This is a genomic window from Pseudomonas viridiflava, from assembly GCF_900602065.1.
GTDB lineage: Bacteria > Pseudomonadota > Gammaproteobacteria > Pseudomonadales > Pseudomonadaceae > Aquipseudomonas.
The window spans coordinates 24,375-45,038 of record NZ_UWFN01000043.1 but is presented as its reverse complement, the minus strand read 5'-3'; the positions used below and the strand labels follow the sequence as shown (position 1 = coordinate 45,038).

Here is a 20,664-nt window from a genome sequence, read left to right as displayed (position 1 = left end):
CTAGCGCAGGCCGAAACCCAACTGCTGCAACGCCCTGACCAATTCTTCACGCCCATGCAGGCTGGAAATATTGCGCAAGCGATTCACGACTTGCTCCGACCAGCCCGCAGCCTTCATCCCCTCCTGCTGATAAAAAGCGCCGAGGCGCTGATCATATTGCTCTACCGAGGACTGTTCCGACTCCGCGCTGTAGCGCTCGTGGTGCAAGACCGCCGCCTGGGGCAAGCGCGGTTTTACCTGTGCCGGACGTTCAGCGTCGGGATAACCCACACACATGCCAAACACCGGGTACACCTGAGGTGGCAGCTCCAACTCCTTCGCGACACTTTTGATGTCATTGCGTATTGCACCGATATAAACGCTGCCCAGTCCCATCGACTCCAGTGCAACCACCGCGTTCTGGGCCGCCAACGACGCGTCGATAGTGCCCAACAACAGACTCTCGATATAAGGCAACGCCTGGAGCTCGACGCCAGCGCGTTCCGCCACTCGGGAAACTCTGGAGAGGTCGGCGAGCCAGACCAGGAACAGCGGCGCCTGGCGAATGTAGGCCTGATTACCGGCAAATTCCGCGAGAAGCGCCTTGCGCGACGGATCCTGGATGGCGATCACGCTCCAGACTTGTAGATTTGATGACGTAGCCGCTGACTGCGCTGCTGCGATCAACGCCTCAAGCGTTCCTTCAGGCAGTGGCTTGTCGTTGAAAGCGCGGACGCTGCGATGGTTTACCAGTTGGTCAAGAATTGGGTTCCAGTTTTCGGGGATCGCTGTGTTTGTATCTGCATCGCCGTAGCGCAGGGCGAGGCCTTGTTGGGTTGCTTGTGTCATGAAAATCTCCAATAGGACTCGACCGGGCAGAGCCTTTGATGGACGGGTGTTTTTAATCTGGAGATAAATTAGCACGCGATGAAAAGCGTGGTTAGACGATGTCAGGGGGTGGCAACAGCGAATGGTTGCTACAGCGTGAGACTGGTTGGGGAATTACGTTCCACTTGACCACCCATTTGAATTCGACCTTACCATGCGAATACATCGGACTTGACCAGCATGGTGCGTCTTCCTGACTAGCAGGAGTCGGCCAATAGCAGACGGTGGACCTTGAAAAAATCAGGCGTGACTTCAGGAAACCGGCAGCAAAAAAAAGCGCGACCAGCGAACACATGTGATAGTGGCGATCAGTTTTGCACGTTATCCAAATATGGGTCGTCGAAGGTACCGCTCGATCAGATCCTCAACTTTATAGATGGAGTTGTAGCCACCTTGAAAATTCTGGTTCAGCCCGCTGAGCTGTAACGTCCGACCATCTTCGACGGTTACGTGGCCGGTACCTTCGCGGCCCCGACCAAGCTTTGTTAGCGAGAAATGGCTCAAAGCGCTCTCGAAGAGCACGCAGAACTCATCTGGTACTAGGCATGCTAGCTGCCAATCTCCGAAGCTATAGCAGGCATTCTCGAGTGAAATCCCTTTCCCGGAGAGAAACAAAATTAACTCTTCAGATAGCGACCAGTCAGGGTCTGCGAAGAGGGTAAGATCCAGCCTGTTCAACTGAGACAGTTGATACATTGCATTGGCTGGTCCGTCTGAACAGTCCATGCAAGCGATAGAAAATGGCAGGCGACCAAGAGCTATACCGGCTTCTACCTGAGGGCGAGGAAAACAAAGAGCGTTATCCAGGTACTGCTGTGTCGGGGCAGAAAGACCCGAGGCGCCAAAGAAATTTGCCACAACGGATGACCAAAATGCCCCGCTCGGGCCAACTAAATATGCTGTGATAAGCGGGCTCTCAATCTTTCTGGTAACTGCTCTATCACCGGCGGCGCCAAGAATTGTTCCAGTAGCGGAAAATCTCTTAGCACTCTTCACGTTTCCACCAAGTAGCTTCGCACCTGCGTCTTTCAATGTAGCCATCAGCCCAGCTTGAAAACCACGAACGAAAGAAACAGCGGTATCGTCAGGCATTTCCATTGATACAAGCATGCCGATCGGCCGGCCCCCTGATGCTGCAATGTCAGAGAGGTTTATTGCTGCGGTATAGCAGCCCCAAACTTCTGGCGAGGCTTTGCCGAACCAGTCTGCAACAGGGGTTGGGCACGGATCCATTGACCACAGCAGTGTCCCTTGCGGAACCTGGAGAAGCGCACAGTCGTCATTTTGCGAGCTTTGATTCCCGGACACGTCAGGCAAAATCACCTCTTGGAGGAGGCGAATTTCACCGAGATCAGAAACGGTTGGCTCTAGCTGCTCCATATTTTGGCGCCCATCTTTTGCAGCCCAAGCAAGGTCCATATCGGTTCCATTTCCGACATACTGCTCAGCCCAAGTACGACTAAAAAAAGACTTACAAAATAGTGACGTTCTGCAGATTTATGCTCGTCCTCCATATACTCATTACAGTATTGGTTCAGCAACTCATTAGCTGAGTTTCGAACAACTCTCAAGCAAGTGTATACACGAACGAGCGCATCTTTTTGAAGCTCATGAAGCTCGCCTAGCTTAAGGAGGAAGCACTTGAAATCGTCCACCTCTGGAAGTTGCAATCCGTGGTCACATAGAAAATCTTCGAACCGCTCATAGGCGGCTACGGAAAGATGCAGCGAGATTTTATTTTTCTTTGTTAAGCCAGCCAAAAATTCATGGAGCAGCATAAATTTCAGCGTAGCTTCCATAAGGACAAAATCCTTGGCCGGATGCCCGTAGTTCACCCATCCAAAATCAATCAGCTCCGTCCGGGTAGGATCCTCAGAATTGACCATCAAATTACGAGCGTGTAAGTCTCCATGAACAAGATACGGCACGATCTTAAAATTGAACGCCGCTAGAATATCATCATGATATTTAACTATTTCTTGCGCAACCTTCTGAAGACCAATGTTAGTCACCTGCCCACCTCGCATCGCCTTTAGGCGTTCAAGCGGCATGGCAGATCGCTCCACGTACCTCTTATAGTCGCTATAAAATAGATACTCCTCCGGAGCTGTTGGATTGGGATTTTTCCCTATAAATTTGAACGCTGAAACAAGGGCACTTTCACAACTCTCCGTGCTGGTATCGCTTAGAAAGAAATTGCGGAATTCTATGTGATTGCCCACCCGCGCCAGATCGCAGATCAGCATACCAAGGTCTTTATCAAGTAACTCGTATTTCGTTACTGCAGTTGCCATTTGAGCCGTGCTTGCTTTAAATGCAGACGCATGCTCTCTTTTTGTATTTTTGATATTTTGAAATTTCGCAATGAAACGCCTGGGGTAATCCAAGTTCTTAATTCTTACATCAAGATAAAATACTTCGCTGCCGCTTTTACCAGCCCGTTCTACCGGAAAGAGTGTTACGCTCTCGAGTTCTGTTTCATCTGGTGCATCGCCTAAGTATCTTTTCGTAAACTCAACCATGAGGTGCTTACGGTCTGCTAAATCTTCGCGATGCTGCTTCAGATTCTCTTTAAATCGATACTCGAATTTTATCAAAGATTCGACATCTTGCATGTCGGAAGTCATGGATTAATTCCTTCCAGTGACTTCAGCAGGGATACTTCTCGACCAGCCTGTCGCCAATCCCACTCGCCAATCTCTAGCGCTGCTGCGACCTTCTTTCGAAGCGTTTGGCTGGGGAGGGGTTCGGTGAGGTTCCAGCTCGTAAAACCGTGTTCAGCACTCCCCACCAATGCATAGGGTTGCTTATGAGGAATGCCCTCATAGAGCAGCTCCAATGACGCGCTTTCGAAGCTGCTAGTGCTTTCAATAAAGCTGCGACCATTGATGTGCCCTGCATTCGGTAACACGTGCAGATGCGCGTGGTAAATCCCGCATCCGCCATCGCTAGCGCTCAGTGCACCATGTTCAAAAAGAAGGCTGTCACTAAGCCGCCGCCCTAACGCCTCATGGGCAGAGTTAAGCAAAGCTGTCAGCTCGATTCCTGCAGACACGATTCGGCCGCGGGCCTGAGCCAAAGTGCAATCATGATCTCGCGGGACGACTAAAAAGTGCCCCTCTACAAGCTGACCGATACAAGGGAATGCAACAAACGATTCAGTTTCTGCTATGACCCTACTACGGAGCTCCGGATAGAGCCGAGCAAAATTGGTGTCTCGGGCTCCTTGCAGTTCACGACAAAAAACGCAGTCATTTAGCATTACGCACTCCTTTCAGCCCACATGTTGATGAGAGGCACTTTCGGCCGGTAAGTCTAATTCGCTTCGAATGACCTCTACTATATCCTCTCCCACTTACTCTAACCGAAAGCCCCTTCCAGCTCATGCACAACGCCTACGCATTGTGCTATCGAAACAGCCAGCATGAGTTTTGGGCAGCGTTTCAGGGTGCTGCACCATCAAAAGGTGCTCCGGTGCATTTCCCGATTGGATCAACTGCAGCCCTGAAGGGCTGGATGACGTACTGAACTAGCGGCGCTCGTAGCGTTGCTGTCCTGATACAGGCCAACCACGGAGGGAGTTTACAGGCTGTTATCGCCCATGGGCAGTTTGCTGCCACCAGAGTCAGTCTAGGCTCCCCTATAGCATGAATATCGGGCCCGTTCCCGATTATTTACCTTTGACAGCCATGGAGAGGGGGGCACATTCGGGACTAATGCTTAAGCGTGTGGGGCGTGCGCACCTGCTCGTACGCCCCGCATACCAATTAGACTTCGCGCATTCGACTTTCCAGCTCGCCTTTCGATATGCGGTCACCGTCCGCTTCTGACCGATTTCTGCCGCTATAGAACACGTAGTCTGCTAGTCAAACCCAACGCAAATGATTGGCCAAGTCCACGCAATTACACACTTGGCCCCAAAACGAGCACATGCTCACGCTCCCCCCCTGCAAGCATGCTTGTTTGCTGGATTCCGCCTCGTTTCGTACACCGCGCTCATCTGGGGATCAACGAATGTCGGCACAGGTCCAGAGCCTGCCTCCCTCCCCTTCAAATGCAACAAAAAGCACGCGGGAAAACAGTGGCAAGGAAATCAAGAAGGGAGCTTGTGGACCCGGCAGACGCGGCGGATATGCCGGTCACCGTGATCGATGTCGCGAAAGCTGCAGGCGTATCGCCCATCACCGTCTCGCGCGCCATTAACCGGCCTGAATTGGTCAGCGACGCGACCCGTGCTCACGTGCTTGAGTTCGTCAGGACGATGGGCTACGTCCCGAATCTGCTGGCCGGCAGCCTGGCAACCAGCAAAAGCAAGCTGGTCGCGATACTTCTTCCGACCATCTCCCATTCGATTTTTGCCACGGCTGTGCAGGCGATGATGGACCGCCTGACCGATGCGGGTTATCAGTCGCTTCTGGGCCCGACAGGCTACTCGCCCGAGAAAGAAGAAGCCTTGCTGGAGGCTATTCTGGGCCGCAGACCCGATCCGGTTACACCGTGTCGCCGCACGCTTCCACTCCGCCGAATATCTGATACGGTGATTTGCGAAGTTTTGTCGGCTTGTTTACCGGAGCGCCCATGGCGATTGTCTTTCCCACTGCACATCTTGAAGCGAAGGAACGTTTCGATTATTGGCAAGATGTCGTCTGCTCGACTTATACGCCCACAAAAAACCGCCAGTTAACGAATGAACTGTTCGACGGCTCACTGGACGTTGCGACCAAAGGCAGTGTGTTGTTCAGCCGGATTAAATCCATGCCGGTGGAGTACAAGCGGCCTCGAGACGATCGTGGCAACGGCACGCTTTTCCTGACCCTTACCTTGTGCTCTGAGGCTTACATCAGCCAGTCAGGCAGGACTTCGCGTCAATGCCCTGGAGACATCGTTTTATACGACAGCGCTCAACCCTTCACCTGCAGCCTGCCCGCTGGCGACGATCAGATAGTGCTCGCGGTGCCTCGCTCGCTGTTGCTGACTCATATTCCTCAGTACGAACGCTTTTTAAGCCGGACACTGGGCAGCCACTCCCCGCTAGGCGGCCTTGCCCAATCGATGCTGCTGGAGATGTGGCAGGCCGAAACCCCAAACGCTGCGATCAGCGATCGGCTCAATGGCGCGCTGCTGGATGTGCTGTCCAGCGCCTTCGAGACAGCCTACGGCTCCGAAACGCCTAAGCAAGCATCACACCGGCACAAGCAGCTTGCTGGGGTGAAACAGCACATTTTGTCAAACCTCAGCCAGATCGGGTTGAGCGTAGAAAGCATCTGCAACGCGGTGCACATGTCGCCCAGAACATTGAACAGACTCTTCGCCACAGAAGGAACCACGGTTATTCGCTGGCTGTGGCAGCAGCGACTTTGCGCTTGTCATGATGCCCTGCTGAAAAAGTCGTTCACGCACGTCAGCGATGCCGCATTGAGCTTTGGTTTCAGCAACCTCTCGCACTTCAGCCGGGCCTTCAAACAAGCCTATGGCATCTCCCCCCGGCAGTTGCTGCATCAGGCCTGATCCCACTTGGCATTCTGAGCACAGCACCTGGCATTTACGGCAAAGCGACCCTCTTCTTTCACGCGCACCATCAATAGCGCCCACTGAAACTCGCGCCGACTGAAAGCAATCAATGATTCAACTTAGCCAACCCGATGGTGAAAACATGGCTAACGCCCCGGATAAAACCCTGCGCCTGTTATTTCCTCAATGGCAAGGCGGCAACAATGCTCCGTACTTCTTCGGCGCCCAACTGCTGTCATGGCTCGCCCCAGAGGCAAATGGCCCCGTAGAGGAAGTGCGTGTCGCGAAGCCAGATGGCAAACCGCTAAAAAATGAAAACGGTATCGTTGCTCGCCAGGTCTTGCTTGAGCAATTGAGTCATGCACAGCGACTGATCGAGAAACATCAACCTGACCGCATGATTGTTCTGGGGGGCGACTGCCTGGTCGACCTTGCCCCGTTCGCCTATCTCAACGAACGCTACGGCGGCGATCTGGCGGTGCTATGGGTTGATGCCCATCCGGACGTGCTGCCCCCCAAAGAATTCGAACACGCACATGCCATGGTGCTGGGCAATCTTCTGGGTGAGGGCGATCCGGACTTTGCCCGCGCAGTGACGCGTCCGCTGAAACCCGCGAATGTCATGTACGCCGGCCTGCAGCAAACCATGGATGTCGAAACGGCAACCATCGAGCGCCTCGGCCTGCGCAGCGCGAGCCCTGCAGACCTGGCGAACACCAGCGAGCCGGTGCTGAAATGGCTCAAGGAGACTGGAGCCAGGCATCTGGCCATTCACCTCGACCTCGATGTGCTGGACCCGAGCATCTTCCGCTCTCTGCTTTTCGCCAAACCCGACGTTCCGGTTGATACGTTCGAAGGTATCGCTCAAGGCAAGATGACCATGGATCAGGTCGTGCGTCTGTTGCGCGATGTGGCAAGCGTCGTGGATGTGGTCGGAATCGGTGTTGCAGAGCATCTGCCCTGGGATGCACTGGCGCTGAAAAATATGCTGGCGAGCCTGCCGTTGCTGGGCAACGTTTGCCCGCGAGTTGATACCTGACCTGTAGAGTCGCGGCGCCTGTATCGCGGGCATGCATCCACAGAAGTCCAGCGTCCTTCGGAAGCTTTGAGTTGGAATGCATTTCATGTGGGAGCAGAGCTTGCTCGCGATAAGACCGCTGCAGATATCAGGTCTATCGAATTCTGTCTTATCGCGAGCAAGCTCTGCTCCCACAAGTCCAGCGGTATACCGGCCTCCTTGTAACGAGTTCGCGGAAATGGTGCCTGCTGGCCAACATATGCACCACTCCCCCTAAACGGCTACCCTGTTGAATTGCCTCAGGAGGAACAGCCCATGATCAAGAAAGTCGGCCCCACTGAAATCAAACCCAAACACCGCGCAGCCTGTCATTGCGGCGCGGTGGTGCTGGAGCTGGATTTACCGAATGGCATTGTCGACCCCAGGCGTTGTGATTGTTCGATGTGCCGCCGTAAAGGTGCCATCGTTGCCACAGTTGCGCTGGACGGTATCAAGGTTATTCAAGGCCAGAGCCAGCTCAAGCTTTATCAGTTCAACACCCGGACGGCACAGCATTATTTCTGCGGCAACTGCGGTATCTACACCCATCACCAAAGACGCTCCTCATCGGACCAATACGGCTACAACGTTGGCTGCCTCGAAGGCGTGAATCCTTATGACCTGGGGCAGGTGAAGACCAGCGATGGCGTCAATCACCCTGCCGACCGTGAACCACCGACCAACGCACCGGGCTGAATGCGTTGGCTCATCGAGTAGAGAACCAGTCGCTGGCCTCTGTTGCACCTCACTACGCCAACCGTTCTGCTTGCGACACCCTTTCTGGACGGATCTTGAACCAGATGGAGTACATCGCAGGTAGAAAGACCAGTGTCATGACGGTGCCCCCCAGGGTGCCGCCAATCAGGGTGTAAGCCAGGGTGCCCCAGAACACCGAATGAGTCAGCGGGATAAAGGCAAGGATCGCTGCGAGTGCCGTTAGCAAGACCGGGCGCGCTCGCTGGACGGTTGCTTCAACCACCGCATGGAACGGATCAAGCCCTTCTTTTTCGTTTTGGTCGATCTGTCCGATCAGGATCAATGTATTGCGCATCAGGATGCCGGATAGCGCGATCAGCCCCACAAGTGCATTGATCCCGAACGGCTGGCCGAACAAGAGCAACGTCGGCACAACGCCAATCAGCCCAAGTGGCGCGGTCAGAAATACCATCACCATCGCCGACATCGAACGCACCTGCAGGATGATGATCAGTAACGTGATCGCAATCATGATCGGAAACAGAGGTGCCAGCGCCACAGTCGCCTTCGCTGACTCCTCGATAGAACCGGCTTGCTCAATACGGTATCCATCAGGAAGGCTGGCGATAATGGGCTGCAGATCTTTCATGATCGTGGCGGATACGTCCGGCGGCTGCAGATTCTCTGCGATATCCCCCCGTACGGTGATGGTCGGCACACGGTCACGGCGTCGCAAAATGGGGTCTTCCATCCGCACCCCCACTTCACCAATCTGGGACAGGGGAACGCGCTGACCTGCCGAACCCACAAGCGTGAAGCCCTCGATCTTCGCCGGGTCCAGACGGATATCGCCTGCTGCCCGCCCCATCACTTCCACCGAGCGGATGTCTTCGCGCACAGACGTAATGGGGACACCCGAGAGCAGAAACTGCAATTGCTGGGCAACTGCGCTGGACGTCAGCCCGACTGCCTGCAAGCGATTCTGATCCAGAGAGAAATGCAGGGTTGGCGTGCGCGGTCCCCAATCACTGTTGACGGTCCTCATCATCGGGCTCGCCATCAAGACGGTTTCTACCTGCCCGGCGATCGCACGCAGCGTGTCGGGGTTCGGTCCCATGACCCGGTAAGCAACAGGAAAAGGTGAATAAGGGCCGAATACCAGCTGCGTCACCCGCACCCGCGCCTCGGGCGCCAGGCCTTGGGCAACCGCTTCTCGAATAGTGTGCTTGAGAGACTCGCGGGCCTCCTGACTGTCGGTCAACACCACGATTTTGGCGAACGATGGATCAGGCAGCTCCGGTGCCATTGCCAGGTAAAAACGCGGCGAGCCCTGACCGATGTAAGACGTGACGATCTTCGCGGCTTCCTGCTTTTGTAGCCATGTTTCGATTTTCGCCGTCGTGGCGCTGGTTTGCTCGATAGAGGTGCCATAGGGCATCTGCACTTCGATCAACACCTCTGGACGATCCGAAGTCGGAAAGAATTGTTTTTTAACCAGCCCCATGCCGATGATCGCCACGGCAAATGCCGTGATAACCGCGCCTGCCACCCACCATTTCCGCGCAATGACGCGGGTCAGGACTCGTCTGAAACGGTTGTAGTGCGCAGTGTCATAGATAGCGGCATGCCCGCCTTCGACCGGTTTGATCTCAGGTAGCATTTTCACGCCCAGATAGGGCGTAAAGACCACCGCGACGACCCACGAAGCGATCAGCGCAATACCCACAATCCAGAACATATTGCTGGTGTATTCACCCGCCGTTGACTGAGCAAAACCGTTAGGCATGAAGCCAACGGCGGTCACCAGCGTACCGGCCAGCATCGGCGCCGCCGTGTGGCTCCAGGCATACGCTGACGCCTTGATGCGGTCATAGCCCTCTTCCATTTTCACCACCATCATTTCGATGGCAATAATGGCGTCGTCTACCAGCAGCCCCAGTGCGAGGATCAGTGAGCCAAGGGTTATACGGTCAAAGTTCTTGCCCGAGGCCTCCATCACCACGAAGACAATAGCCAGGGTGAGCGGCACAGCGGCGGCAACCACAACGCCCACTCGCCAGCCCATGCTGAGAAAGCAGACCAGCATCACCACCAGCAGCGCGACAAAGAACTTGACCATGAACTCGTCAACGGCCGAACTGATATTGACCGACTGGTCGGTGACCTTCGACAGCGTCATACCCAGCGGCATACCTGCATTGATTTTCAGCGTCTCGGCATCCAGCGCTTTACCGAGGTCCAGACCATTCCAGCCCTCGCGCATCACGATCCCCAGCAAGAGAGCCGGTTCGCCCTGATTGCGAACCATGAACGTCGCCGGGTCTTCGTACCCGCGCTCAACGCTCGCAACATCTGCAAGCTTCAGGGTTTTAGCCTGAACGACGATGGGCGTATTACGAATTTTCTCAAGCGTGTCGAAGGCTCCGTCCAGACGCAAAAACACCTGCGGCCCGCTGGTTTCAATCGAACCGGCAGGTGTCAAAACGTTCTGGCTGTTGAGTGCCGAAAAAATGTCCTGGGGCGAGATGCCCAGCGTCGCCAGCCGCTCATGGGAGAACGATACAAAGATGCGCTCCGCCTGCTCCCCAATGATGTTGATCTTCTTGACGCCAGGTACGTGCAACAGACGCTGACGCAATGATTCGGCGTCGCGGACGAGTAACCGCTGAGGCTCCCCTTTTGCCTTCAGGGCAAAGAGCGCGAACGTCACGTCCGAAAACTCATCATTGACCATCGGACCGATAACACCGGCAGGCAGGGTTCGCGCCGCATCACTCAGCTTTTTTCGGGCTTGATAAAACTCTTCCTGCACTTGGGAGGGCGGGGTTTTATCCAGGAGTGAAACCATGGTGAACGCCAGACCTGGACGGGTGTAGGTCTCACTGCGGTCATACCATTTAAGCTCCTGCATGCGCTTTTCGAGCGGCTCTGCGACCTGATCCTGCATCTCCTGCGCGGTAGCGCCTGGCCAGGCAGAAATAATCGTCATCTGCTTAACGGTAAACGGCGGATCTTCTGCACGTCCGAGCTTGAAAAACGAAAGAGTCCCCGCCACGCCTATCAGAAAAATCAGGAACAGCGTGATGGACCGTTCGCGAACGGCAAGTGCCGAGAGATTGAAACGCCCGCCACTCATTGCTTGGCCCCGGCAAAAGCATTGGAGCCTGCTTGCAGCACCAGCACCTCTTGACCGTCGTGAAGCAAATGCGCACCCAGCGCCACGACCTGTTCGCCGGGCTTGATACTGCCGCTGACTCGCGCCGACTCATCAGTTAAACCAAGCAACTGAATGGCGCGCCACGACACCTTGGCGGGTACGCCTGAGATGACCCAGACACCCGGCCCCTTGCCTGGGTCATGGATAGCCGCAACAGGAACCGCAAGCGTTGGCCCGGCCGCCGCTTCATCCGCGATGCTGAGGGTTACCGTAGCACCCAGAGGTGCATTGGCGTGTGCGCCTTCGAGCACGTACCGGGCTTCGAAAGTACGAGTGAGCGGATCAGCAGCGTCAGAAAGAAGGCGCAATTTTGCAGGGATAACGTTGGTGTCATTACCGTACAACTTTGCCTGGCCTTGACTCCCCAAAGCCGGGCGCAATGTTTCGGGGAGATAGACGACGGCCTCCCGCTGACCCGTTTTCGCCAGCCGGACGACCGCCTGGCCTGCACTGACGACCTGCCCCGGTTCGGCCAGTGTCTCTACGACAACGCCGTCGGCATCGGCCAGCAACGCCGCGTAGCCCGCTGCATTGCGAGCGACGTTGGCCTGGGCTTGTGCTGCACTCAGCTCTGCCTTGGCAGTGTCGGCCAAGGACTTGATCCGGTCGTAGGACGACGCAGAAATGGCCCCGGAAGCAATCAGGTTTCGATTTCGGGCTTCGTCAGCGGCTGTTTGCCGCGCGCGCGCCTCGGCGGCCGCAACAGCTTGCTGTTGAGCGCGAAACTGGAGATCAAGATCGACAGGGTCCAGGCGCATCAGCACCTGACCACGCTTGACGGTTTGACCCGTATCAACCAGGCGCTCCAACACTTTTCCGGACACCCGAAAGCCTAAATCGCTCTGAACGCGAGCCACCACCACCCCTGTGAATGAGCGAGATGGATCAACAGCACTGGTGACAGTCGCGGCCCTCACCAACGGAGGTTGATTGCGCGGGTCGCGTACGTTCGAGGACTCGCCGCATGCCGCCAACAGAAAAGGCAGCAAGCAGACGACAAGGATTGCGGGGCTGGACCGGAACATGGGATCCCTTACTTCGGTAAGTGAGCAGGAATCCAATTCTCTAGCTAGTGACCAATTTAGTCAATGGTCACAATTCAGGGTGCAAGACTTCGCAGTACCAGCGCGGACAGAAGCACAGGGGCCGTCGTCACGATGTCCAGGTTGTACTGCAATTGCACGGGACTGATATAGGGACGCATCACCAGATGAATGGCTTGAACCGCCTCGTCCAGCGGGGTCTTGCGCTCAAACTCTCCCGACTCCCGCCCCTCCAGCACAATCTGCTGGATAAGCACACGCAAGCGTTCGTTGTGCGCGGCAGCTGAAGGCCACTGATCACGTGCCGCAACAGCGGCAATGTCATAGAGTTTGCGGTCGTGAAAAAACAAGTCACTACCGGCCTCAACCAATGAGCGGAACAGGCGCCGCAGCTTCTCTGACGCCGTGGGCGCATCCTTGATCGCAGCATCCACAATGCCCATGATCATCCCGAGGCGACTGGAACAGATCACCTCACCGATGGCCTGCTTCGAATCGAAGAACTTGTAGATATAGGCCTTGGAAAAACCGATCGCTTTGGCAAGGTCGGAGACGGTGGTCTTCTCGTACCCGTAGTGTCCGAAATGTTGCATAGCCGCTTCCACGACCTGATCACGAACGCTGTGATCAGATGGCCCGCGGGGCGGCGGGGTCTTGATTGAATTAGTCATATTTCCAGCTTAGCTCTGTGAGCACTCATTGACAACATGTGACCGAATCGTAATATAGTCACGAACAGATCAGCTCAAGAAAATTAAATACGGCTGTATGGCTGCTACGTACGCTCAGAAGTACCGGGCTGTATCAGGGTTGCGCAGCAGGCCAAGATTAACATCGTCCAGACACCCAGGCATTGCAACGCTACGGGACTCGAATACCCACTCGGGAATTCCGCCTGGGAGGTTCAACAACCCGTTACTCACAGCAGGTTCTCGAGATCCACTATGGAAACCAGGCAAGCGTCATCAGTTACCGAAATGCAGGCGGCACACTCCAGCCAACCGCTGACCGGCAAAATTGTGGCATTGCTGGCCGGCCTGGCGGCTATCAGCATGCTCTCCACCAATATCATTCTCCCGGCGTTCCCGGCGATCGCCCGAGAGCTGGGCGTCACCGAACGCGATCTCGGCCTGACGCTGTCCAGCTTCTTCATCACATTCGCACTCGGCCAATTAATAGTGGGGCCACTGGCCGACCGTTACGGGCGAAAAAAACTCGTGCTGGGCGGACTCTTGATCTTTGTACTGGGTACCGTCATCGGTGGTCTCGCCAATACGCTCGATATGCTGATAGCAGGACGCGTTATCCAGGCCTTGGGCGTGTGCGCAGCCTCCGTGCTGTCACGCGCAATCGCAAGGGATCTGTTCCAGGGCGAGGCTCTTGCCCGCGCCTTGTCCCTGACGATGATCGCCACCGCCGCTGCTCCAGGTTTCTCGCCATTGGCGGGCAGCGTGCTGTCCGATACCCTCGGATGGCGTGCAATTTTTATTCTTGTTGGCCTCGCCGCCACTGCACTTGCTTTCTTTTATGTCAGGGGTTTGGGAGAAACGCATCCCGTCGAGCGCCGGGTAGCGCATTCAGCCAGAAGCGTAATACGTGACTATCGGAGATTAGCGCTGGATAAGCGGTTCATCTTGCCGGCACTGTCGATGAGCCTCTTGATGAGCGGATTGTTTGCCTCGTTTGCTGCAGCCCCCGCGATTTTAATGAAAGGGATCGGTCTGACCTCATTGCAGACCGGACTGTACTTCGCGTCTACCGTATTTGTCGTATTCGCAGCGGGCATGGCAGCACCCCGCCTCGCGCACCGCTATGGTCCTCGAAACGTAGCGTCGGCAGGAATCATCTGTGCCATGACTGGCGGCAGCCTTCTGCTCGCTGGCCCTGCCAATCCGAGCCTGGGCTGGTACGCACTTTCGATGGTTACGTTCCTGTGGGGAATGGGCCTGGCCAATCCGCTCGGAACAGCACTCGCCATGGGGCCCTTCGGCAAAGAGGCGGGACTGGCATCGGCGCTGTTTGGCTTCATTTCCATGGGGGCGGCTGCAATCACCACCTGGCTGGCCTCCGTGTTGCCGTACACGCCGGTGACAACGCTGGGTGGTATTCAGCTTACGGCATGCCTGATTGCACTGGTCCTGTTCCATAGAAGCAGGCCGTGAAGCCCGGTCGCTGCACCACCATCGCAGCGGCCCGGATTCAAGCAGGAGATTCAAGCAGGAGATTCAGCGCTGGAAAGGATCAATTTTTCCCGTCGAAGTGTCTCCCAGAACTCTTGAGGAACTTTGACGCTCATCGATTCAGCGTTCGCTTTGACCTGACCGGGGACCCGAGCACCAGGAATGATGGCCGAGACTATTTTTGGTGCCGCCGCAAATTGCAAAGCAGCGGTGCGTATATCGATGCCAAACCGGTCGCACACGGTTGTTAGCCTGGCTCGTTTTTCCAGGACCCCATCGGGCAGTTTTGTGCTGAAGTTATAACGATTGCGGCCGCCAAGAAAACCATCATTGAGCGGTGTACCCACCACGACTGATATTCCCTTGCGTGCCAAAGCAGGAAAGGTTTTTTCAACCGCAAATGCGTGATCAATAATTGAGTACTGACAGGCCAACAACACAATGTCTGGAGTTGGAACACTGGATTGAGCGGCGAGTACTGCTGCGTCAGGCGCATTGATACCAAACCCCCAGGCGCCAATAAGCCCCTCCTCTCTCATGGTGGTCAGTTCTGCCATGGCGCCTCGGGTCGCTATCTCATAGTTCTTTTGCCAGGTGCCTGGCAGTTCAGTGTTATCCGGCCCCAGGTCATGAATATAGACGATGTCTATTTTCGCTAACCCTAATCGTTGCAAACTGTCTTCTACTGAACGACGTGTACCCGCAGCGGTGTAATCATATTCGTAGCGAAACGGCAGGGGCTCCGTCCATAAGGAGTCGTCTACTTTAGTGCCGGGGCTCGGTTTGAACACTCGCCCGACCTTGGTCGACACGAGATATTCGTGACGAGGTTTACGCCTCAAGAACTGGCCCAGTCTATGCTCGCTGAGTCCATAACCATAAAAAGGCGAAGTGTCGAAGTACCTCACCCCTGCCTCCCATGCCTGATTCAGTATTGCCTGAGCCTGATCATCGCTGATGGGCGCGAATATATTGCCTATTTGTGTACCGCCCATGCCAAAGCGAAAAGGCGTGCGATAACGCATCCCCTCGGCCCCTGCATTTACCGGTAACGCGGAACTCTGACGTGGCCCTCGGGTTGGTAATACATAGCCGCGCTCCAAAGGAGAAGACTGGGCCACTGCGGATGCAGGCGTGGTTTGATCCCCCGACGCAATACCTGGAAGTGCAGCCAGCGCAACAGCGCTGCCCGCAAGCTGTATAAATTCCCGACGCTGCATAATGGACATCCCCGAAATAAATAGTGCGACTGCCTTGGTCCCTGGCCTGTAAATGAAACTTTATCAATGCCGAACGGCGGTTCGGCATCTGAATAGATACTACTCATCGCCCCGTCGTTTTGAAGTACTTACAAAAAGGTAAGCGCAATGATTGATACAAACATTTTTGGGTTTTTGTAAGTTTATATGTCGAGAACTTCGACACCTTATAACTTAGGCATCGAATACGACGTCGTTTTCTGACGTCATCAACTCCTGACAAAGTCCAGAAGGACGCGTAAAGAATCTTACCGCCCTGAACGTTAACGTCGCCCCCCCTAAAATCAGCGCTTTATTTCATATTTGTAATTTTTCAACCATCTCGCCGTTACCTTTAATTCGTCAAGATTACGCCCCACTGGCAGCGCTCGGATTTATATAAAAAGCCAGGTCGACACATAAAAATCTGCCGATTTGAACGGAGCGAATATGACTGACCTCAAGAAAATAACATTGGCCGTTTTATCGGCCACAGCCAGTGTTACACCGCTTGCTGCCTTCGCCGAGGAACAAAAAGAAGGGTTCATCGAAGGCAGTACGTTGACCGTGCTCAATCGAAGTTTCTACATGAACCGTGATCATCGCAAAGGCGAGTCAAGCCCCACCGGGAATGGCTACTCCGAAGCCTGGGCACACGGCGTTATCGGCAAATTCGAATCGGGTTTTACTCAGGGTGCGTTCGGCATCGGTATCGACGCTTTCGCAATGCTGGGCATCAAGCTCGATACCGGGGATGGCCGAAACGGTGGACGCAGTTCGTTCGATGTTCTTCCGGTCGATGGTGACGGCAAGGCCGAGGACGACTACAGCAAAGTCGGCGGAGCGCTGAAAGCCAGAGCGTTCGATACCGTGGTGAATGTCGGGGATGTCTTTCCATCAACCCCGGTGGTTTCGTTTGGCGACTCGCGACTCCTGCCTGAAAGCTTTCGCGGCGTAACGGCGACCAACACAAGTATCAGCGGTTTAACCCTTCAGGGTGGCCGCCTTCACTCAATGAGTCAGCCAGCCTCCAGCAGCATGCGCGATAACTTCGCCACGTTTTATGCAGGTTCGGTGAACGCGCCGTGGGTCGCCTACTTTGGTGGAGATTACGAAGCCACCGAGCGGCTGAGTCTCAGCCTGTATACCAGCCGACTGAAAGACGTCTGGGACCAGACGTACGCGTCCACCTCGTACACGCTGCCCCTCTCTGATGAGTTGGCGCTGACCGGCAGCCTGAACTATTACAACGCCACCGACGAAGGCAAAAAACTCCTCGGTGAATTCGACAATGACATCTGGAGCGCAAAAATCGGACTGCAATACGGCGCCCATACGCTGGCCCTCTCGCATCAGCGAAATGAAGGCGACGATGACTTCGACTACCTCAGACAATCTGACTCGATCTACCTGGCGAACTCTATCCAGTACAGCGATTTCAACTCGCCGAAAGAGCGCTCGTGGATGGTCACGTACAACCTCGACATGACCACGTTCGGGGTGCCAGGCCTGTCGTTCATGACGCGTTACGGCAAGGGTACCGATGCCGACTATTCCAACGCGAACAGCACTTATATGCGCCGGGACTCTGATGGCAACCCACTGACCGATCAGAAGCGCTGGGAGCGGGATATCGAAGCGAAATATATCGTGCAGACCGGCAACCTGAAGGACCTGTCACTGCGCGTGCGACAGGCCACCACCCGTGCGACGGCATTTGAGTCGGACCTCGATGAGGTCAGGGTGATTGTCGAGTACCCGTTGAGCGTTCTGTGAAAAAGAACGTGAGAGTTTAGCAACACCGCCTTGGAAGCTCCCGCTCTGCAATCAAGGTGTTTCAGGCGCTCTCACGAGCGCCTTTTTTTGTCAGCACCTTCTGCAGCACTGAAAACATTGGCCCTGTAGGAGTGACCGGGGTGGCGTTCCACCTTGCTCGCGATTCGGCTTCCTGGTCGACGAATTTTATCGTCTGAACCGACGCTATCGCGAGCTACTGGATTGAAATGCATTTTCTGTAGGAGCTGCCGAAGGCTGCGAAGCATTCATCCTGACACACCGCGATCGCAGCCTTCGGCAGCTCCTACAGGTCCTATGTTTGCCGCGAGACACATCCATTGATCCGGCGCAGCCTGTGAATCACGAAAAGCGTCTAGGCTGCAGGTTACCCCTCGTCTAACAAGGCCACTCTCATGCCTCCTGCGTCATCCGCAAGCCTGCCCGTACGCTCCGAATCGCTGCACATGGGATTCGTCATCGCCTGGCTGTTCTGCGCCCTCTTCTACTTTGTGCAATACGCACTGCGCTCAGCTCCGGGCGTGATGATGCCGGAACTGACCGAGGCGTTTGGGCGTGATGTAGTTGCGGTCAGTGCGCTGGTCGGCCTGTATTACTACACCTACTCGATCTTCTCGATTATTGCCGGTGCTGCTCTGGATCGGTTAGGCGCCAAATACGTGATTCCGGCCGGCATTTTGATGGTCGCAGTGGGCGCCGCCCTGTTCGGGCTGGGAGAATTGCAGGTCGCGCAAGTCGGTCGTCTGCTGCAAGGTGCCGGTTCGGCCTGCGCGTTCATCGGCGCGGTGTATCTGGCGACCCATGGCTTCCCACCTCGTTATCTGGCGACTGCTGTTGGCTTCACTCAGTGCTTCGGCATGATGGGCGGCTTTGCCGGACAATTTGCCGTGGGGCCGATCATTCACGGCACTATCGCGTGGCAGCAATTCTGGTTCATGGCTGCCGGCTGCCTGTTTGTCATCGCGGTATTGGTGTTGTTCATGACGCCCAAAGGTCACGATCCACGGCCTGTGGGGAGCAGCAATTCACTGGGCTCGGTGTTGACGCCCTACAAGCAGGTCTTGAGTAATCCGCAGTCGTGGCTGTGTGGTTTTACGGCAGGCCTGCTGTTTCTGCCGACGACGATCGGCGACATGATCTGGGGCGTACCGTTTCTGCGCGACGGCCTGGCGGTCAGCTACAGCGAAGCGGTGAACCGCAGCAGTATGATCCCTCTGGGCTGGGTGATTGGTTGCCCGCTACTCGGCTATATTTCCGACCGCATTGGCAGACGCAAACCGGTACTGATCGGCGGAGCGTTGCTGATGCTGATCGCCAGCGCGGCGATCCTGTATTTGCCTGCTGGCATTGCCCCGCCTTATCTGTTCGGTTTGCTGCTGGGTATCGGCTCCGGTGCCGCGATGATTCCTTACTCAATCATCAAGGAAGTCAACGCCGACAACGTCAAGGGCAGCGCAACCGGCGCCATCAATTTCCTGGTCTTCACGTTCAGCGCCCTGTTAACACCAGTGTTTGGTTATCTGCTGGCCCGCATGGCCATGGGCGGCGCGTTGACCTTGCCAATATTCCAGGCGGCCGGTGCCTGGTTGCTGGGCGGTATCGTGCTCGCTATCGTACTGGCCCTGTTGATTCTGGAAACCGGACCACGAGGGCGGCAAGTCGCTGGCTAGACGGATTACCTGAACCCTTCGACAGGCCTCGGTTCGAACATTCGGCTTGAATGACGGCCCCATGCGTATATGATCAGAGCGTGGTTGTACGATGACATATGACGCTAAGCATGCCTTCATGTTTTTCAAAAATAAAATGACGAGCGATCCACTATGACTCAAAGCAAAGCCGAAGTACTGGTCTGGGGCCAGATGCACGCCTCTCTCACACAGGCACTGGCCCGGGACTTCACCGTGCACAACCGCTGGGAGATCGCCGACCTGGAAACCTGGCTCTCCACCCACGGCGAAAAAGTTCGCGCCATCGTTACCAGCGCAGTCTATGGCACCGATAATCAGGTGCTTGATCGTCTGCCCAACCTTGAAGTCGTCACCAGCTTCGGCGTTGGTTACGACGCGATCGACACCGACTATCTGGCTGGCCGCGGCATCAAATTCAGCAACACCCCGGACGTCTTGAACAAAGCCGTCGCCGAGACAGCCCTGGCGCTGATGCTTGCGGTAAGCCGCAAGATCAGCGAGGCCGAACGTTTCGTACGGGCGGGTAAGTGGCCTGACGGCAAATTCCCGCTTGGTCGTGATCTGGCGGGCAAGACCTGCGGTATCGTCGGGCTGGGGAAAATTGGCAAAACCATCGCCACTCGCGCAGCGGCGTTCGACATGAACATCGCGTACTTCCGTCGCGGCCAGGCTTATCCGGATGTGTCCTACACCCACTACGCCGACCTCCACGAACTGGCCAAAGTCAGCGACTACCTAGTGGTGATCGTGCCGGGCGGTGCCGATACCGAGAAGCTTATCAGTGCCTCGGTGCTCAAGGCGCTGGGTACCAATTCGTTCCTGATCAACGTTGCGCGAGGTTCGGTGGTCGACGAGAAAGCCCTGATCGCCTCGCTGCAAGCGGGTGAAATAGCCGGTGCAGCACTGGATGTATTCGAGGACGAACCCAACGTGCCTGCCGAGTTGATCAGCCTGGATCAGGTTGTGTTGACCCCGCATATCGGCAGCGGCACTTATGAGACCCGCCAGGCCATGGCCGACCTGGTGTTCGCCAACCTGAGTCGTTATATCGATGAGGGCAAGCTGGTTACGCCGGTGCTGGGTTAAGCATCTTCCGATGACGCGGTGTACCTGATAAACAAAGCCGCCTGCTTCGCGAGCAAGCCTCGCTCCGACTGGATGAGTGATCACCTGTGGGAGCCGAGCCTGCTCGCGATGAACGATGACGCGGTATGCCTGATTTACCCAGTCGCCCTTCGGGGGCAAACGCCCACAGGTTGGCCCTCGTACCTATCGGATTTGCCTACTGTTTCACGCATTTAACGATCGTCAGCCGTGCAGGCTCGCCAAAATCGCCTATCGTTTTGTTTCAGGTCGAAAAAAGGTGAGTT

At 55.6% G+C, this 20,664-nt stretch carries 15 protein-coding genes and 1 pseudogene; 8 read left to right on the top strand and 8 right to left on the bottom strand.

What is annotated here, in order from left to right; all coding sequences use genetic code 11:
• The 4 genes from EE949_RS00415 to EE949_RS00400 form a co-directional block, all read right to left on the bottom strand.
• Positions 1–828, bottom strand: coding sequence for an NADPH-dependent oxidoreductase (locus EE949_RS00415; RefSeq protein WP_122661943.1), 828 nt, complete (start codon positions 826–828; stop codon positions 1–3).
• Positions 829–1,188: 360 nt separating this feature from the next.
• Positions 1,189–2,286, bottom strand: coding sequence for a thiamine-phosphate kinase (locus EE949_RS00410; RefSeq protein ID WP_122661941.1), 1,098 nt, complete (start codon positions 2,284–2,286; stop codon positions 1,189–1,191).
• Positions 2,235–3,494, bottom strand: a complete 1,260-nt coding sequence (locus EE949_RS00405; RefSeq protein ID WP_122661939.1) for a phosphotransferase — start codon at positions 3,492–3,494, stop codon at positions 2,235–2,237. Before EE949_RS00405 ends, EE949_RS00410 begins: the two co-directional genes overlap by 52 nt.
• Positions 3,491–4,129 carry an HIT family protein gene (locus tag EE949_RS00400; protein WP_122661937.1) on the bottom strand — a complete coding sequence of 213 codons (639 nt, stop codon included), beginning with the start codon at positions 4,127–4,129 and terminating at the stop codon, positions 3,491–3,493. Before EE949_RS00400 ends, EE949_RS00405 begins: the two co-directional genes overlap by 4 nt.
• Positions 4,130–4,948: 819 nt before the next feature.
• Here EE949_RS00400 and EE949_RS00395 point away from each other — a divergent pair.
• From EE949_RS00395 to EE949_RS00380, 4 genes and pseudogenes are all read left to right on the top strand, one after another.
• Positions 4,949–5,359: pseudogene (locus EE949_RS00395) on the top strand (LacI family DNA-binding transcriptional regulator); the annotation flags it as partial.
• 86 nt (positions 5,360–5,445) lie between these two features.
• A complete protein-coding gene (locus tag EE949_RS00390) occupies positions 5,446–6,375 on the top strand; it encodes a helix-turn-helix domain-containing protein (protein ID WP_122661935.1) in 930 nt (309 codons plus the stop codon).
• 145 nt (positions 6,376–6,520) lie between these two features.
• Positions 6,521–7,417, top strand: coding sequence for an arginase family protein (locus tag EE949_RS00385; protein WP_122662122.1), 897 nt, complete (start codon positions 6,521–6,523; stop codon positions 7,415–7,417).
• A 294-nt stretch (positions 7,418–7,711) separates the two neighbouring features.
• Entirely contained in the window at positions 7,712–8,131 is a 420-nt protein-coding gene (locus tag EE949_RS00380; RefSeq protein ID WP_122661933.1) for a GFA family protein, read from the top strand.
• Positions 8,132–8,183: 52 nt separating this feature from the next.
• On the opposite strand, the gene EE949_RS00375 is transcribed toward EE949_RS00380, so the two are convergent.
• The 3 genes from EE949_RS00375 to EE949_RS00365 all read right to left on the bottom strand — a co-directional run bounded on the left by EE949_RS00375 (position 8,184) and on the right by EE949_RS00365 (position 13,062).
• Positions 8,184–11,267: an efflux RND transporter permease subunit gene (locus EE949_RS00375; protein WP_122661931.1), complete on the bottom strand. Its 3,084-nt coding sequence runs from the start codon at positions 11,265–11,267 to the stop codon at positions 8,184–8,186.
• A complete protein-coding gene (locus EE949_RS00370) occupies positions 11,264–12,373 on the bottom strand; it encodes an efflux RND transporter periplasmic adaptor subunit (RefSeq protein ID WP_122661929.1) in 1,110 nt (369 codons plus the stop codon). Before EE949_RS00370 ends, EE949_RS00375 begins: the two co-directional genes overlap by 4 nt.
• Positions 12,374–12,447: 74 nt before the next feature.
• A complete protein-coding gene (locus EE949_RS00365) occupies positions 12,448–13,062 on the bottom strand; it encodes a TetR/AcrR family transcriptional regulator (RefSeq protein ID WP_122661927.1) in 615 nt (204 codons plus the stop codon).
• Between the two features lie 273 nt (positions 13,063–13,335).
• On the opposite strand from EE949_RS00365, the gene EE949_RS00360 reads away from it, so the two are divergent.
• Positions 13,336–14,553 (top strand): multidrug effflux MFS transporter, encoded by a 1,218-nt coding sequence (locus EE949_RS00360; RefSeq protein WP_122661925.1) that lies wholly within the window; start codon positions 13,336–13,338, stop codon positions 14,551–14,553.
• A gap of 50 nt (positions 14,554–14,603) precedes the next feature.
• Here the strand turns inward: EE949_RS00360 and EE949_RS00355 are convergent, their stop codons facing one another.
• Positions 14,604–15,596, bottom strand: coding sequence for an aldo/keto reductase (locus EE949_RS00355; protein WP_240350655.1), 993 nt, complete (start codon positions 15,594–15,596; stop codon positions 14,604–14,606).
• Positions 15,597–16,259: 663 nt separating this feature from the next.
• Here EE949_RS00355 and EE949_RS00350 point away from each other — a divergent pair.
• From EE949_RS00350 to EE949_RS00340, 3 genes are all read left to right on the top strand, one after another.
• Complete coding sequence (locus EE949_RS00350; protein ID WP_122661923.1) at positions 16,260–17,585, top strand: OprD family porin; 1,326 nt, start codon at positions 16,260–16,262, stop codon at positions 17,583–17,585.
• Positions 17,586–17,998: 413 nt separating this feature from the next.
• Positions 17,999–19,273 carry an MFS transporter gene (locus EE949_RS00345; protein WP_122661921.1) on the top strand — a complete coding sequence of 425 codons (1,275 nt, stop codon included), beginning with the start codon at positions 17,999–18,001 and terminating at the stop codon, positions 19,271–19,273.
• Between the two features lie 153 nt (positions 19,274–19,426).
• Complete coding sequence (locus EE949_RS00340; protein WP_122661919.1) at positions 19,427–20,380, top strand: 2-hydroxyacid dehydrogenase; 954 nt, start codon at positions 19,427–19,429, stop codon at positions 20,378–20,380.
• Positions 20,381–20,664 lie beyond the last annotated feature (284 nt).

Bases quoted from the DNA above. Each gene is read 5' to 3' on its own strand.
- EE949_RS00370 (WP_122661929.1), bottom strand. From the start codon at position 12,373: ATGTTCCGGTCCAGCCCCGCAATCCTTGTCGTCTGCTTGCTGCCTTTT.
- EE949_RS00380 (WP_122661933.1), top strand. From the start codon at position 7,712: ATGATCAAGAAAGTCGGCCCCACTGAAATCAAACCCAAACACCGCGCA.
- EE949_RS00410 (WP_122661941.1), bottom strand. From the start codon at position 2,286: ATGGACCTTGCTTGGGCTGCAAAAGATGGGCGCCAAAATATGGAGCAG.
- EE949_RS00355 (WP_240350655.1), bottom strand. From the start codon at position 15,596: ATGCGTTATCGCACGCCTTTTCGCTTTGGCATGGGCGGTACACAAATA.
- EE949_RS00415 (WP_122661943.1), bottom strand. From the start codon at position 828: ATGACACAAGCAACCCAACAAGGCCTCGCCCTGCGCTACGGCGATGCA.
- EE949_RS00360 (WP_122661925.1), top strand. From the start codon at position 13,336: ATGGAAACCAGGCAAGCGTCATCAGTTACCGAAATGCAGGCGGCACAC.
- EE949_RS00345 (WP_122661921.1), top strand. From the start codon at position 17,999: ATGCCTCCTGCGTCATCCGCAAGCCTGCCCGTACGCTCCGAATCGCTG.
- EE949_RS00365 (WP_122661927.1), bottom strand. From the start codon at position 13,062: ATGACTAATTCAATCAAGACCCCGCCGCCCCGCGGGCCATCTGATCAC.
- EE949_RS00350 (WP_122661923.1), top strand. From the start codon at position 16,260: ATGACTGACCTCAAGAAAATAACATTGGCCGTTTTATCGGCCACAGCC.
- EE949_RS00400 (WP_122661937.1), bottom strand. From the start codon at position 4,129: ATGCTAAATGACTGCGTTTTTTGTCGTGAACTGCAAGGAGCCCGAGAC.
- EE949_RS00385 (WP_122662122.1), top strand. From the start codon at position 6,521: ATGGCTAACGCCCCGGATAAAACCCTGCGCCTGTTATTTCCTCAATGG.
- EE949_RS00375 (WP_122661931.1), bottom strand. From the start codon at position 11,267: ATGAGTGGCGGGCGTTTCAATCTCTCGGCACTTGCCGTTCGCGAACGG.
- EE949_RS00340 (WP_122661919.1), top strand. From the start codon at position 19,427: ATGACTCAAAGCAAAGCCGAAGTACTGGTCTGGGGCCAGATGCACGCC.
- EE949_RS00405 (WP_122661939.1), bottom strand. From the start codon at position 3,494: ATGACTTCCGACATGCAAGATGTCGAATCTTTGATAAAATTCGAGTAT.
- EE949_RS00390 (WP_122661935.1), top strand. From the start codon at position 5,446: ATGGCGATTGTCTTTCCCACTGCACATCTTGAAGCGAAGGAACGTTTC.